Source organism: Thiohalobacter thiocyanaticus (assembly GCF_002356355.1).
Lineage (GTDB): Bacteria > Pseudomonadota > Gammaproteobacteria > Thiohalobacterales > Thiohalobacteraceae > Thiohalobacter > Thiohalobacter thiocyanaticus_A.
In genome coordinates this window covers 2,548,463-2,562,035 of sequence record NZ_AP018052.1, presented here as the reverse complement: position 1 = coordinate 2,562,035, position 13,573 = coordinate 2,548,463, and the positions used below count along the sequence as shown (strand labels likewise).

The 13,573-nt window shown below is 61.8% G+C and carries 10 protein-coding genes and 2 tRNA genes; 8 read left to right on the top strand and 4 right to left on the bottom strand.

Going from position 1 to position 13,573, the window contains the following annotated elements; all coding sequences use genetic code 11:
- Nucleotides 1-79: 79 nt before the first annotated feature.
- From CFK21_RS11845 to glgP, 4 genes are all read left to right on the top strand, one after another.
- Nucleotides 80-1,309, top strand: coding sequence for an aspartate kinase (locus tag CFK21_RS11845; RefSeq protein WP_096366853.1), 1,230 nt, complete (start codon nt 80-82; stop codon nt 1,307-1,309).
- 219 nt (nt 1,310-1,528) lie between these two features.
- Complete coding sequence (gene csrA / locus CFK21_RS11840) at nt 1,529-1,729, top strand: carbon storage regulator CsrA (protein ID WP_096366852.1); 201 nt, start codon at nt 1,529-1,531, stop codon at nt 1,727-1,729.
- Between the two features lie 76 nt (nt 1,730-1,805).
- A tRNA-Ser gene (locus CFK21_RS11835) sits at nt 1,806-1,898 on the top strand.
- Nucleotides 1,899-2,083: 185 nt separating this feature from the next.
- Entirely contained in the window at nt 2,084-3,772 is a 1,689-nt protein-coding gene (glgP, locus tag CFK21_RS11830; protein WP_096366851.1) for an alpha-glucan family phosphorylase, read from the top strand.
- A 63-nt stretch (nt 3,773-3,835) separates the two neighbouring features.
- Here the strand turns inward: glgP and CFK21_RS11825 are convergent, their stop codons facing one another.
- Nucleotides 3,836-4,345, bottom strand: a complete 510-nt coding sequence (locus CFK21_RS11825; RefSeq protein WP_096367601.1) for a DUF1269 domain-containing protein — start codon at nt 4,343-4,345, stop codon at nt 3,836-3,838.
- Between the two features lie 286 nt (nt 4,346-4,631).
- Between CFK21_RS11825 and CFK21_RS11820 the strand changes: the two genes are divergently transcribed.
- Nucleotides 4,632-4,722 (top strand) — tRNA-Ser (locus tag CFK21_RS11820).
- A 53-nt stretch (nt 4,723-4,775) separates the two neighbouring features.
- Here CFK21_RS11820 and CFK21_RS11815 read toward each other — a convergent pair.
- Nucleotides 4,776-5,045 (bottom strand): hypothetical protein, encoded by a 270-nt coding sequence (locus tag CFK21_RS11815; RefSeq protein WP_096366850.1) that lies wholly within the window; start codon nt 5,043-5,045, stop codon nt 4,776-4,778.
- A 654-nt stretch (nt 5,046-5,699) separates the two neighbouring features.
- Here CFK21_RS11815 and CFK21_RS11810 point away from each other — a divergent pair.
- Entirely contained in the window at nt 5,700-6,236 is a 537-nt protein-coding gene (locus CFK21_RS11810; RefSeq protein ID WP_096366849.1) for a THUMP domain-containing protein, read from the top strand.
- Nucleotides 6,237-6,381: 145 nt separating this feature from the next.
- Entirely contained in the window at nt 6,382-8,343 is a 1,962-nt protein-coding gene (locus CFK21_RS11805; RefSeq protein WP_096366848.1) for a Clp1/GlmU family protein, read from the top strand.
- Nucleotides 8,344-8,407: 64 nt separating this feature from the next.
- Here CFK21_RS11805 and CFK21_RS11800 read toward each other — a convergent pair whose 3' ends face one another.
- A complete protein-coding gene (locus CFK21_RS11800; RefSeq protein ID WP_172844300.1) occupies nt 8,408-9,697 on the bottom strand; it encodes a sensor domain-containing diguanylate cyclase in 1,290 nt (429 codons plus the stop codon).
- Nucleotides 9,698-10,048: 351 nt separating this feature from the next.
- On the opposite strand from CFK21_RS11800, the gene CFK21_RS11795 reads away from it, so the two are divergent.
- Nucleotides 10,049-10,912: a crotonase/enoyl-CoA hydratase family protein gene (locus CFK21_RS11795; protein ID WP_096366846.1), complete on the top strand. Its 864-nt coding sequence runs from the start codon at nt 10,049-10,051 to the stop codon at nt 10,910-10,912.
- A 56-nt stretch (nt 10,913-10,968) separates the two neighbouring features.
- Here CFK21_RS11795 and CFK21_RS11790 read toward each other — a convergent pair whose 3' ends face one another.
- Nucleotides 10,969-13,521: an ATP-binding protein gene (locus CFK21_RS11790; protein ID WP_172844299.1), complete on the bottom strand. Its 2,553-nt coding sequence runs from the start codon at nt 13,519-13,521 to the stop codon at nt 10,969-10,971.
- Nucleotides 13,522-13,573 lie beyond the last annotated feature (52 nt).

Sequence of the window (13,573 nt, the reverse complement as noted above, 5' to 3'; positions counted from 1 at the left end):
CGTTTCATCCCGCCGCGATTTGTAGTTTAATTCACGCCTTTCGTGCCCCGCCCGGGGCCAGACAATCGGGTTTACACGCATGGCACTGCTGGTACAGAAATTCGGCGGCACCTCGGTCGGCAGCCCCGAGCGCATCGAGGCCGTCGCCGCCAAGATCAAGCAATACCGCGACAACGGCGATGACGTGGTGGTGGTGGTCTCGGCCATGAGCGGCGAGACCGACCGTCTCATCGGCCTGGCCCGCGCGCTGAGCGAGGCGCCGCCGCCGCGCGAGATGGACGTGCTGCTGTCCACCGGCGAGCAGGTCACCATCGCCCTGCTCAGCATGGCGCTGCAGAAGCGCGGCTGCCCGGCCAAGTCCTATACCGGCAGCCAGGTCCACATCCTGACCGACAACGCCCACTGCAAGGCCCGCATCCAGGGCATCGACGGCAGCCGCATCCAGCAGGATCTGAAGGAAGGCAAGGTGGTGGTCGTCGCCGGCTTCCAGGGCGTGGACGAGCAGGGCAATATCACCACCCTGGGCCGGGGCGGTTCGGACACCACCGCCGTGGCCCTGGCCGCCGCCCTCAAGGCCGATGAATGCCAGATCTTCACCGACGTCGACGGTGTCTACACCACCGATCCGCGCGTGGTGCCCCATGCCCGCCGGCTGGAGCGCATCACCTTCGAGGAGATGCTGGAGATGGCCAGCCTCGGCTCCAAGGTACTGCAGATCCGCTCGGTCGAGTTCGCCGGCAAGTACAATGTCCCGCTGCGGGTCCTGTCCTCCTTCCAGGAGGGCCCCGGGACCCTGATCACCTACGAGGATGAGACCATGGAAAACGCCCTGATTTCCGGCATCGCCTTCAACCGCGACGAGGCCAAGATCACGGTGCTGGGCGTGCCCGACCAGCCCGGTGTGGCGCACAAGCTGCTCGGCCCGGTGGCCGCGGCCAATATCGAGGTGGACATGATCGTGCAGAACATGGCCCCGGACGGCGCGACCACCGACTTCACCTTCACCGTGCACCGCAACGACTACGAGCGCGCCCTTGAGGTGGTCCGCCGGACCGCCGGTGAGATGGGGGCGCGCGAGGTGGCCGGCGACGACAAGATCGTCAAGCTGTCGCTGGTGGGCGTGGGCATGCGCAGCCACGCCGGCATCGCCTCAACCATGTTCGAGACCCTGGCCAACGAGGGTATCAATATCCGCATGATCTCGACCTCGGAGATCAAGATTTCCGTGGTGGTGGACGAAAAATACCTCGAACTGGGGGTGCGTGCGCTGCACGACGCCTTCCAGCTCGAGGCCCCGGCTGCGGGTTGAGCCGCGGAAAAATGTCGCCGCTCAGCGCTTGGGTTGCCAACATTCTGAAATAAATAGAAATCTATAAATGGCTGGGGACGGAAAATTGACTATAGTTTCCGATGCCCGTGCCGACATAGAGTGTGTGCTGACGTGCATGCACCAGTGGGATGTTGGCGCTACCGGCCGCACCGGGTTCTTTTGAGTTGCTCGTAATTGAAAGTGTTAAGGAGATAACACATGTTGATTCTGACTCGCCGGGTTGGCGAAACCCTGATGATCGGTGACGAAGTGACCGTGACCGTTCTGGGGGTGAAGGGTAATCAGGTTCGGATCGGGGTGAATGCGCCCAAGGACGTCGCCGTTCACCGCGAGGAGATCTACGAGCGCATCCAGAAGGAAAACGGCGAGGAACCCGTCGCTACCGCCAAGGGCGACTGATCCGGAAGCCCTTGATTCCAGAGTTACATACTTTACCTCGACCGGCCGCGCCGGTATCCTACGCATCTTCCAACCCGGAGAGATGGCCGAGCGGCTGAAGGCGCTCCCCTGCTAAGGGAGTATGGGGTTAAAAGCTCCATCGAGGGTTCGAATCCCTCTCTCTCCGCCATATAAAAAGGGCCCCAACCGGGGCCCTTTTTATATGGCGGAGAGAGCGGCCCTGGTGAGAACCCTGTGTTCGACCACGCAGACGACAGCGCCGAAAGTGCGAACATAACAAGCTCTATACTTACTGCATGACAGGAACCGCTTATAAGCGCCTGTGGCCAGCCAGCGGGAGTAGAGGCAGCACCCATGCCGCGTGAATTCCTTAACACTGAACGTATCGCCTATCTGACGATGGAGGTCGCGCTGCGACCCGACATCCCGACCTACAGCGGCGGCCTGGGTGTACTCGCCGGCGACACGGTCCGCTCTGCAGCGGACCTGGAACTGCCGCTGGTCACGGTCAGCCTGGCCAGCCGCAAGGGCTATTTCCGCCAGCGGCTGGACGCGAACGGCCGCCAGCAGGAAGAGGCCGATCCCTGGGAGCCGTCAGAGCGCGCCCGCCCGTTGCAGGCACGGGTGGTGGTGCCCATCGAGGGGCGGGATGTCTGGGTCGGCGGCTGGCTGTATGTGCTGGAAGGCGGCCTGGGCGGCCGCCAGCCGGTGATCCTGCTGGATACGGACCTGGGCGAGAACTCCGCCGACGACTGCGAACTGACGCATTATCTCTACGGCGGCGATGCCGCGTATCGCCTGAAGCAGGAGATCGTGCTTGGCATCGGCGGGGCGCGCATGCTGCATGCACTCGGTTTCCGGGTGCGCCAGTACCACATGAACGAGGGCCATGCGGCCCTGCTGTGCCTGGAACTGATGAATCGCTATGCCTACCCGAATGACGATCTACGGCCTGGCGAAACCCCCTACGACATCCCGCGGGTACGTGATCTGTGCAACTTCACCACCCACACCCCGGTCGAGGCGGGACACGACAAGTTTCCCTATGACCTGGTCGACCGGGTGCTGGGGGATTTCATCGACCGCCAGACGCTCCGGCGCCTGGCCGGGGAGGACCAGCTGAACATGACCCGGCTGGCGCTCAACAGCAGCGACTATGTCAATGGCGTCGCCCGCCGTCATGCCGAGACCTCGCAACACCTGTTTCCCGGCTACCACGTGCGTTATGTGACCAATGGCGTGCATCCCCAGACCTGGACCCATGTCGCCTTCGCCGGCCTCTACGACCGGTCCCTGCCAGGATGGAGTCACGAACCGGAGTTGCTGGTGCGCGCCGATTGCTGCCTCTCGGACGAGGCGGTCTGGCAGGCGCATCAGGCTGCCCGGCGGGATCTTGTGGCCCTGGTCCGGGACCGGACCGGCATCGGGCTCGACCCGGAGGCCTTTACTCTCGGCTTCGCCCGCCGCATGACCGCCTACAAGCGTCCTGAGTTGCTGTTCAGCGACATCGCCCGGTTGAAGGCGATTGCCGGTAACCACCCGCTGCAGATCGTGATGGCCGGCAAGGCACATCCCCGGGACGAGGAGGGCAAGCGCGCCATCGAGGCGATCCACGCCCACATGCATGAACTGGCTGGAGTGATCCAGACCGCTTATATACCCAACTACGACATGGCGGTGGCCGCGACCCTGGTCGCGGGCGTCGATGTCTGGCTCAACACTCCGCTGCCGCCCTGGGAGGCCTCGGGCACCAGCGGCATGAAAGCGGCGTTCAATGGCGTGCCCCATCTGAGCGTGCTGGACGGCTGGTGGAGCGAGGGGCGCATCGAGGGCGTTACCGGCTGGGCCATCGGCAATGGTGATGCCGATGGCGATGACGCCACCCATCTGTATGAGAAGCTCGATCAGGTGGTATTGCCGCTGTTCTACCAGGACCGGGCAGGCTGGCTCCGGTTGATGAAGAATGTGATCGCCAAGAACGCGTCCTACTTCAACAGCCACCGCATGATGCGTCGCTACGCCAGCGACGCCTATATCCGCTAGGCAACGCAGTGACTCAAACGTCGGCGCTTGCTCGCAGGTGGGCGGTCGGGAAAATACGCTTCCTCAGGGAAACGAAGGGATCGTCGGCTCGGTGCCGTGAACCTCGGCCTCGGGGTGATGCTGTTTGATTTTGTTCTCGATCTCCTCGACCCGGCCCTTGTCGGTATCGACCATCATCAGCAGCTTTCCCGACTCTATGGCCTGCTGAAACTGCTTCAGCCGCGAATTCGCTACATCCACCCCGATCATGCTGGACATAAGGGCACCGACACCGGCACCGGTCAGGCCGGTAGCCAGAATGGCCCCACCACCGAGAACGAGTCCGGCGGGAGGGAAGCTCACGGCCACGATCCCGGCAAGAATACCGGCGGCACCGCCGATGGCGAGTCCGCGTTCGAGGGCGGGCACGAGGTCGCTTTTCTGGGACAGCTTCGCCTCGGGCAGATCTTCCATTGGCGTGCCTTCCCGGGCCAGTACATGGATACGCCGCTCCTCGATCCTGGCCAGGAGCAGCTCATCCACGATGGCCTTCGCCGTCCCGATATCGGGAACGAGAAAATACAAGCGCCGCATGTCTGCCTCCTGGTTTATTTGTGGTGTGTCCGGCATTTGAGGCCAGCAACGGCCCGCCTTCAGGAAAGTTAGTCGGTTTCTGCAGTGGCGCAAGCCAGCTATCGTAGCGGTATGCCGGCCGCCCGTTGCTCAAGGCCCGCTGCAGGAGCGGGGATTTCGCCATATCACATCCCGCAGCTTCCTCAACTATCTGATCGAACTGGCAATGTTCAGGTTTACAATTTTCCCGGGGCAGTTTATCCTACCCCGCTTTCGTCGTCCCGATGCAAACCGGGCGCGTATCTCCGGAGAGGTGTCCGAGTGGTTGAAGGAGCACGCCTGGAAAGTGTGTATACGGTAATCCCGTATCGAGGGTTCGAATCCCTCCCTCTCCGCCAAATCACGAAACAACCGGCTCTCAGCAGCCGGTTTTTTTGTGCCCATCAAATGTTTATCTCATGCTCCACTTCACGAATGTCAGCGATGATGTCGTGAATGACGGTGGGTTGTTATACCCCATCCCAGCGCCGAGCATCTTTGCATAGTCTGTTCGTAGTTCGGCGTTCTCTCCGTTCTCGGCGATCAGGAGGAGTTCATTGGCCAGATGCGCCTCGTGATTGATGAACGCGGCGTTGAAAAAGACCTGTTTGTGTCGAATACGGCCATCGATTCGATCGCGATTATCGAGCGCTGTCTTGCCGGAGGCCTGTTCCAACCGCATTGGTGATTCGAGTCTATGTCGGTACAGGCGATGCATATTCGTTTTTAACTTGTTGCGACTGCACTCGATGTGGATCAGCGTGGCTTTCTCTCAGAGCGTTCGTTCCAATGAGAGGGCTGGTGGTACCTCGCCCGAAGACAACTCGAGGTCGGAGATCAATGCCGAGTAGAGCAGCTGGCCGACGTTATTCCGGTACAGGGCGGACCGGCAGTCGGGTGAAGCGAATAGACCAGGGGCCCACCGCCGCGATATCCGGAGTCCGGTCTGTGATGGGATGGCGGGCGCGGACGCTGTCGGCATGCCGGCTGGACATGTCGCATGCCTGCCTCGGAAATGCGTAATGAACTTTTTATACCTGACGCCCATCCCTGATGTCGTTGCGATGAGCGATCAGAAGGATAATTCAGCAGGGGGTAAGCATACAGCCGAGCCACATCGTCCGGTATAACCGGCCGGTTGTCCTCTGCCAGGACATTCGAGGGTCCCCCGCCACACCTGTCTATACTTCAGGGAACCTCTGATGTATTCGTCATGCCTCGGTGGCGGGCATCCATGTCGCTCAAACCGCTGGATTCCCGGCTTCGCGGGAATGACGGAAGGGGAAATCATCACAGTTACCCTGGCGTGATTTCAGGCGATTGAGCGGGGCTTCCCATGCAGGACTGGAATGTCGTTATTACCGTCCAGGATGGAACTTACACCCTGGTACGCCAGGCGCTGAGCAGGTTCGGCACTGTCTACAAGACTGACTACTACAATGTTCTGCTCATGCAGGTCCCAGATATACAAGGATTTATACGCAGCCTGGCAGACCATCTTGAGTCGCACCCGGGCTTGCGCTCGGCGCTGGCCCGGGTGATGCCGGTGACTGTCCGGTTCACCTTTCAGGCGGTCGAGGGGTTCGAAGAAGGCTGCCGTCGGGCGATCGTGCCCTGGCTTGGCGAACTGGGAGGCAGGCGTTTTCATGTCCGCATGCACCGCCGGGGCTTCAAGGGACGGCTTTCGAGTCAGGAGCAGGAGCAGCAACTCGATCACTACATCCTTATGAATACGTCCTCCGAGGCGCAGACACAGATCGACTTCGAGGATCCGGATTACATCCTGGCCGTCGAGACGCTGGGCCAGCAGGCCGGTTTGTCCCTCTGGTCCCGTACCGATCGTCAGCGTTATCCGCTGCTGAAACTCGACTGAGCCGGGTCCGCGTACCGGCGCCAACCACAATGCAGCGGGGGGGATCTGCATCATGACCGGGTCTGTTCCGGTCACAGCATACGGATCGTCCGGTACACTTGAGTCAGGAGCAAGATCGGTCCGCTGCCGGTCGGGATCTGAACCTATGACCTCAGCCACTGCCATTCCCCTGCTGCCCCCTTCGGCGGAGGCGGTGCTGGAGGCTGTGCTGGCGAAGGCCGATCGCCGGGTGTTGCTGTACGGCGAACCCGGTAGCGGGAAATCCACCCTGGCCGCGGGTCTGGCAGCCGCGCTGGCGGCGCGTGGACGTGACTGCGTCTGCCTCGGTGCCGATCCGGGCAGCCCCGCCTTCGGGGTGCCCGGTGCCGTCGCTCTTGGCCAGTGGTGCGGGACTGGCTGGCAGCCGGTTGCCATGGAGGCGTTATGCAGCCTGGATGCCGGCCGTTTCCGCCTGCCGCTGCTCGCTGCCGTAGGGCGGCTGCTCGCGCGGGACACAGGGGGTACCCTGCTGATCGATGCCCCCGGCGTGGTGCGTGGGGTGGCCGGGGCGGAACTGCTGCTTGGGTTGCTTGAAGTGACCGCGGCCGAGGTCGCATTGTGCGTGACCCATCATGTCAGTTCCCCGCCGCTGCGCGAGGAGTTGGCGGCCAGCGGCTGCCAACCCCGGGTGGTGCCCGCCGTGGCCTCGGCACGTCGGCCGGGGCGGCGCATGCGCGCCCGCAACCGGACGCGGCAGTGGGAGGCGTATCTGGCCGCGGCCGGGGAGGTCAGCCTCGAACTGGAGCGGCTGCCGGTGGTGGGTACGCCGCCGCCGGCCGGGGCGGCGGCCGCCTGGCGTGGCCGACAGCTGGCCCTGGTGGATGCCGCGCAACGGACCCTGGCCCTGGGCGAGGTCATCGGCTGCGAGGACGGGCAGTTGCGTGCCCAGCTGGCCATGACGTCAGGGGCGGCGGCTGCCCTGGTTATCCGCGACGCCGCGCGCAATGCCCGCGGCGAACTGGAGACGGCTGCACCCGCCGCCGCGCACGTAGCCTGGTACCGGCCGCCGCCGGACATGCTCACCCGCAGCGCCGGGCCCGACGACGGCGGGCCGCGACCGGTGGCGACCCTGGGGACAGGGACCGCCATGCTGGTCAACGGGATCTTCGGCGACCCGCTGCTGCACCTGCGGCTGCGCCATCAACGCCGCAGCCTGCTGTTCGATCTGGGGGAATCCGAACGTCTGCCGGTGCGGGTGGTGCATCAGGTGACGGACGTATTCATCAGCCACGCCCATGCCGATCACATCATGGGCTTCCTGCGGCTGCTGCGGTCCCGTGTCGGCGTGGCCACGGTCTGCCGCCTGTATGGTCCTCCTGGCTTGCACCAGCATATCCAGGGCATGATCCAGGGCATCCGCTGGGACCGGATCGGCGAGCGCGGCCCGCACTTCGAGGTCCATGAACTGCACGACGACAGCCGTCTGCGCCGCTTTCGTCTGCAGGTCGGGCGGGAGCGGGTGGAGGAACTGGACGAGCAGTGCGTCCACGACGGGGTCCTGCACACCGAGTCGGGGTTCCGGATCCGGGCCGTGAAACTGGATCACGGTATCCCGGTGCTGGCCTATGCCTACGAGACGTCGCAGCTCCTGCAGGTGCGCAAGGATCGCCTGCTGGCCCTGGGCGTCGAGCCGGGGCCCTGGCTGACCGACCTCAAGCGCCGGATCGGCGAGGGCGCGGTCGATGCGGCGATCACGCTGCCCGCTGGCCGCAGCGTCCGGGCCGGGGAACTGGCTGAGCGTCTGCTGCTGTCCCAGCCGGGGCAGACTCTGGTCTATGCCACCGATCTCGCCGACAACCCGGCCAATCGCGAACGACTGATCCGCCTGGCCCGGGGTGCCCATACCTTTTTCTGCGAGGCGGTCTTTCGCGAGACGGAGGCGGGCCAGGCCGAGCGCACCGGCCATCTGACTGCCCGGGCCTGTGGCGAGATCGCAGCCGCCGCCGGTGTCGGGACGCTGATCCCGTTTCATCACTCCCAACGCTATGTCCGGGCGCCGGCCGCCCTGTATGACGAGGTGCGGGCGGTCTGTCCCAATGTGGTGTCCCCGCATCCCCTGCGCGGCTGACGTGAGGCGTGACGGACGGGGCTGCGCCACCGGCCGTTGCGGGGAGAAGCACAGGCAATCCTTCTCAGTTGCAGGCCACCCGGTTCCTGCCCGCCTCCTTTGCGGTATAGAGCGCCCTGTCGGCACGGCCGAGGGGCTCCTCGGGGTCGGCATCCTGCGGCTGCAGTGCGCTGACGCCGATGCTGGCGGTTATCCCGAAGGAACCGCGTCGACAGTTCACCTCGATTGCGGCGACTGCCTGGCCAATGCGTTCGGCGAGTTGCATTGCCTCATCCAGGCCGCTTTCGGGAAGCAGGAGGGCGAATTCCTCCCCGCCCATGCGTGCGAACTGATCGGTGTGGCGCAGCATGGGTTTGATCGTCTGACTGAAGGCCTTCAGGGCCGCGTCGCCGCCCTCGTGGCCGTAGCGGTCATTGACGGCCTTGAAGTGATCAAGATCGATCATGAGCACTGTGAACGGGTGCCCGTAGCGGCGGGCGCGCTGGTATTCCTCGGCCAGTGTGTCCATGAATGCCCGCCGGTTGGCGATATCCGTCAGCATATCGGTGCGGGACAGCTGCACCAGTTTCTCCGTGATTCGTTCCTGCTCGGTGATGTCACGGTAGAACCAGATCCGTCCCCACCAGGTCCCTTCGCGATCCCTGAGACCCCGGGAATAGCGCTCGAGGATGCGGCCGTCGCGCATCCTGATCCGGTGCTCCTTCTCCTCCTGATCCAGGCGCTGGTACAACTCCCTGATCCGGTCGACGAATTCATCGGGATCCCGCAATTGCGCCCGGACAATTTCCAGTGCCCGGGCGCCATCACGGGCATCCATGACGTCGGCCGGGATATTCCAGATTTCCAGAAAGCGCCGGTTCCAGTTTTTGATGTGATTGTCGGCATCTACCACCAGGATGCCATCGGGCGACTCTTCCAGATAGGCATCCAGAAGGCTGGATTGGTAGCGGGCTTTCTGTTCCAGATGAACGGTGCGACTGATTTCAAAGGACGTGCCCAGCAGGCGGAATACCCGGCCCGAGGCATCGATATAGGGTACCAGGTTGGTGCGCCAGTAACTGGTGCCGTTTGGCAGCTCCAGGCTCTCGTCGTAGTCAATGGGGGCGCGTTGGTGTACGCAGCGACGATAGTTGATCTTGACCTGCTCGGCTACCTCCAAAGAGAGGATCTCATCGATCCTCCGCCCCGCGCAGTCGGCGTGCCGCATCCCGGTCAACTGCTCATGGCGTTCATTGATGGCGGCAAGACGATAGACGTCGTCGCCCTCAACGTCGATCACGAACGCGGCGATGCCGAGGTAGTTGAGGATGCTGTGAAGTTCCGCATAGTCGCGGCTTTCCAGGAGTCCGTGCACTTTGAGCCTGCTCAGTGACCTGGGTCCTTGGGAGGGCGGCAGCGGAGGTCTCCTGCTGACGACTCTCAACAACGAACGCATGTAGCGCCCCGCATATCATACGCGCAGCTTAGCATGAATCACGCGCCCGTCATAAGAATGGAGCATGTGAGGTTTATAGCGCTGGTCAAACTGGGTGCGATTGGGTAATTTGTTGATGTGTGTAATATTTATTAATCAATGCCGTAGTGGTTATTACAGCAGGGTTGCGGCTTCCGATCAGATGGATTTGTGGATTTCCACCGGCATTGATATATACGCAAGGGGATGTTGCATTTGCGTAGACTATCAACCGTTACCCAGGAGAGACCAATGTACAGTCTGGCCAGTGATCGTGTTTCAGCGCTTCAGATTTCCGAGAATACCCCTTACCGCCACCTCACAACCCACTACGAGGAGAAGTACAGGGTCGGCTGGTACTTTATGCATGCAGCACCGCGTCCCTGCTTCAATCCCGAGTTGCTGCAGGACATCGATCAGTGGTTCACCTGCGTCCGCCAGGAGCAGGATAGCGAGGGAGGGCGTGACTACCGTTATCTGGTGCTTGCTTCCGACGTCGATGGTGTCTTCAATCTCGGCGGTGATCTCAATCTGTTCCGTTCCCTGATCGCCGCCGGTGATCATGATGGCCTGCTCGATTATGCCAAGGCATGCATCAATGTTCTCTACCAGAATATTGTCCATCTGGAGCGCGACCTGACCACGATATCGCTGGTGCAGGGCGATGCGCTGGGCGGCGGATTCGAGGCGGCACTGTCGAGCAACGTGCTCATTGCGGAGCGCGGCACCCGGATGGGACTGCCTGAGATCCTGTTCAATCTGTTCCCGGGGATGGGTGCCTACAGCCTGCTGTCGCGGAGAATCGGTACCGGGCGGGCCGAACAGATGATTCTGAGCGGGCAACTCTACACTGCCGAGGAACTGTATGAGATGGGGGTGGTGGATATCCTCGCTGAGAAGGGTGAGGGTGAGTTGGCCGTGCTCGAGTACATCAAGCGTGCCGACAGGGCTGCCAACGGATATCGTGCCATGCGTGAGGTCAGGGATATCTGCAATACCCTGGATTACAGGGAGCTTCTCGCTATCACCACGGTCTGGGTCGAAGCAGCGCTGCGCCTGGGGAAGCGTGATCTGCGTATGATGGAGCGTCTTGTCAGTCGGCAGAACGCCAAGTAGGAGACTTGCGGCACGGGGTTTTCTGGGGCCACTCCATTCCGCAAAATGGGGTGGTTTCAACGCATTTCGCGTTGTTGAGTAAGATATCCCTGCATTGTCTCGAGCAGGTGTCCATGGGCGAGGCGCAGCTGCCTCATGCTGTTCGCGGGGGCGGCGCCCGACATTTCATAGGGCTTGATCGTTTCGGTCTTTTCGCAGAGCTGCACGAATTCTATGGCGCCGAGTTCGACCGCGCTACCCTTGAGCGCGTGTACCGCCTCGCGAAAATCAAGGTAGTCCTGTTCCTCGATCGCCTGCTCCGCCCGGCGCAGCAGTGCGCGACTGTCGTCGCAGAAGCCATCGATAAGTTCTGCCACGAAGTCGATTCCAGAACCCAGATTGGCGAGACGGTTCAGTGCTTCCTGGTCGAGAACGATGTTCTTTGTCAGGCTGCTGGTCCTGCCTTGCCGTTCAGTGTCCGCTGTGCGTCCTGTGGTTGCCTCACCGCCCCTGACCAGTCCGGCAATCGTCTCCAGAAGATTGTGGGCGTCGATCGGCTTGGTGATATAGGCGTGTGCGCCGGCATCCAGGCAGCTGTTCATTGTCTCCAGCGTGGCATCGGCGGTGACCATGATCACCGGTACCGAACCCGAAGTATCGTAGAATCGGAATGCCTTCAGCACTTCGATGCCACTGCTATGCGGCATGTTCATGTCGAGGATTGCAAGATCGTAGTGTCGGCGGCCGTCGGTTAGTGCATCCAGCGCTTTCTCGCCATCGTCCACGATGTCGACATGGTGTCCCGCGCGCTTGAGGATGCCGTTGATAACCTTCTGGTTGATGTCGTTGTCTTCGGCAACGAGGATATTGAGTTCGGAGACGCTGCTGTTCTGGCGGTGGTAGTCGGATAGAGTGACGACGTTTTCATCCAGCTGCACTTCGCTGCGTGCGGCATGGATGGCGTTGAACAGAAAGGTTTTCTCCGGCGGCTGCGACAGGACGGAGGAATAGTCGCATTCAAGCCTGTGCATGCCGACACGATCGAGCTCTCTGTCCACAAGGAGGATCAGTGCGATCTCCATAATGGAGTCGTCGCTGCGAATGACTCTGGCGAACAGGTCCGGCTCCATATTGAGTGCGGTCTGGTCGAGCAGCGCCACGTCGTAGGCGCATTCGCTCTCGCTTGCCTCCAGCATCAGCGAAAGCGCATGCGCAGGGGTGGTCGCCCAATCGAACTCGACCCCCCAGCCGCGCAGGGCAGGGCGGATTGCCGCAGCCAGCTTCTCGCTGGCGAGCAGCAGGATACGCATTGACTCCAGCCTGCCGTTGTCGCTTTCCACCTCATCGCGCAGTAGTGTCATCGGAACTTCAAACCAGAAGGTGGAGCCCTCTCCCGGCGTGCTCCGGACGCCGATGGTGCCCTCCATGAGTTCCACCAACTGCTTGGCGATCGTTGTTCCCAGTCCCGAGCCGCCATACTGTCGTGTGACGGAGTGATCGGCCTGGCTGAAATTCTCGAAGATGTGGTCGAGTTTGTCCTCCGCAATACCGATCCCGGTATCTTCGATTTCGAAACGTATGCGGGGTTTGAAGCTGGTTCCGCCCGCCGGCAGGACGCGCAGCGTTACGGATCCGTGATCGGTGAATTTGATGGCGTTGCCGAGCAGGTTCACCAGTACCTGCCTGAGGTGAAGTTCATCTCCCTCGAGCATGAACGGAATCTGCGGGTCGATATGGGCGGAGACAAGCAGTTCCTTGCGTTTGCCCTGTACCTCGAGCAGTCGCACCGTGCTGTTTACCAGCGAGTGCAGATCGAAGCGGTTCTTCTCTATGCTGGTCTTGCCTGCCTCGATCCTGGTGAGGTCGAGAACATTGTTGATCAGGCCGAGCAGCGTCCTTGCCGAGAGGTGGACCGTCTTGACCAGGTCGCGCTGCTCGTCATCCAGGTGCGTATCCTGCAGCAATTCGCTCATCCCGATAACCCCGTTGAGCGGGGTGCGGAGTTCGTGGCTCATATTGGCCAGGAAGCGCGATTTCGCCTCGTTGGCCTGGTTGGCCTTCTGAATCGCCTCGTAGAGTTTGCGCAGCAGTACCTTGATGTAGAGCGGCAGCATGATGAGCAGCAACAGCAGGCTGACGCCGATGTCCAGGTGCTGCTGCCAATACTCGCTCAACAGCAGAACCGCGGAGAAGCCGACAAGGCTCAGTGCCATCGAGATGTCCACATAGCGCTCGCCGTAACGGAAGCCGTTGCCGACGATCACCCACAGATAGATGGCGAACAGCGGTGTTCCGTAGCCTCCCGTCAGGGCCATAACCAGGGAGAGGGTGGCGAGATCGACGACCATGCCCAGCAGGCGTCTGGCGGTGGATTTCGCGGGTCTTATCAGGATGGCGGCAATGATGCCCAGCGATACCAGGAGGAAGCTGCCGCTGATCAGTCTGGGGAAGAGAAGATTTGATTCATGCTCGTCCCAGAGCAATGGCATCGGCGAGATGAAATAGAGGAAGATGATGCCGCCGATGGCGAGGCGGATGAGGGCCTGTTCGTGTTCGCTGTCTTCCCTGGCCGCCAGCGTTTTCCTGGCCCTGTTCCATGCAGTTTTTATTGTATATTGATTGTACTGCATCCAGACGTCCGTTTGTTCCGGGGGCATCAATCACGAGCCCGCTTGTTCAGAG

Excerpts from the sequence above, each read along its gene's own strand:
- CFK21_RS11845 (WP_096366853.1), top strand. The coding sequence starts at position 80 with ATGGCACTGCTGGTACAGAAATTCGGCGGCACCTCGGTCGGCAGCCCC.
- csrA (WP_096366852.1), top strand. The coding sequence starts at position 1,529 with ATGTTGATTCTGACTCGCCGGGTTGGCGAAACCCTGATGATCGGTGAC.
- glgP (WP_096366851.1), top strand. The coding sequence starts at position 2,084 with ATGCCGCGTGAATTCCTTAACACTGAACGTATCGCCTATCTGACGATG.
- CFK21_RS11825 (WP_096367601.1), bottom strand. The coding sequence starts at position 4,345 with ATGCGGCGCTTGTATTTTCTCGTTCCCGATATCGGGACGGCGAAGGCC.
- CFK21_RS11815 (WP_096366850.1), bottom strand. The coding sequence starts at position 5,045 with ATGCGGTTGGAACAGGCCTCCGGCAAGACAGCGCTCGATAATCGCGAT.
- CFK21_RS11810 (WP_096366849.1), top strand. The coding sequence starts at position 5,700 with ATGCAGGACTGGAATGTCGTTATTACCGTCCAGGATGGAACTTACACC.
- CFK21_RS11805 (WP_096366848.1), top strand. The coding sequence starts at position 6,382 with ATGACCTCAGCCACTGCCATTCCCCTGCTGCCCCCTTCGGCGGAGGCG.
- CFK21_RS11795 (WP_096366846.1), top strand. The coding sequence starts at position 10,049 with ATGTACAGTCTGGCCAGTGATCGTGTTTCAGCGCTTCAGATTTCCGAG.
- CFK21_RS11790 (WP_172844299.1), bottom strand. The coding sequence starts at position 13,521 with ATGCAGTACAATCAATATACAATAAAAACTGCATGGAACAGGGCCAGG.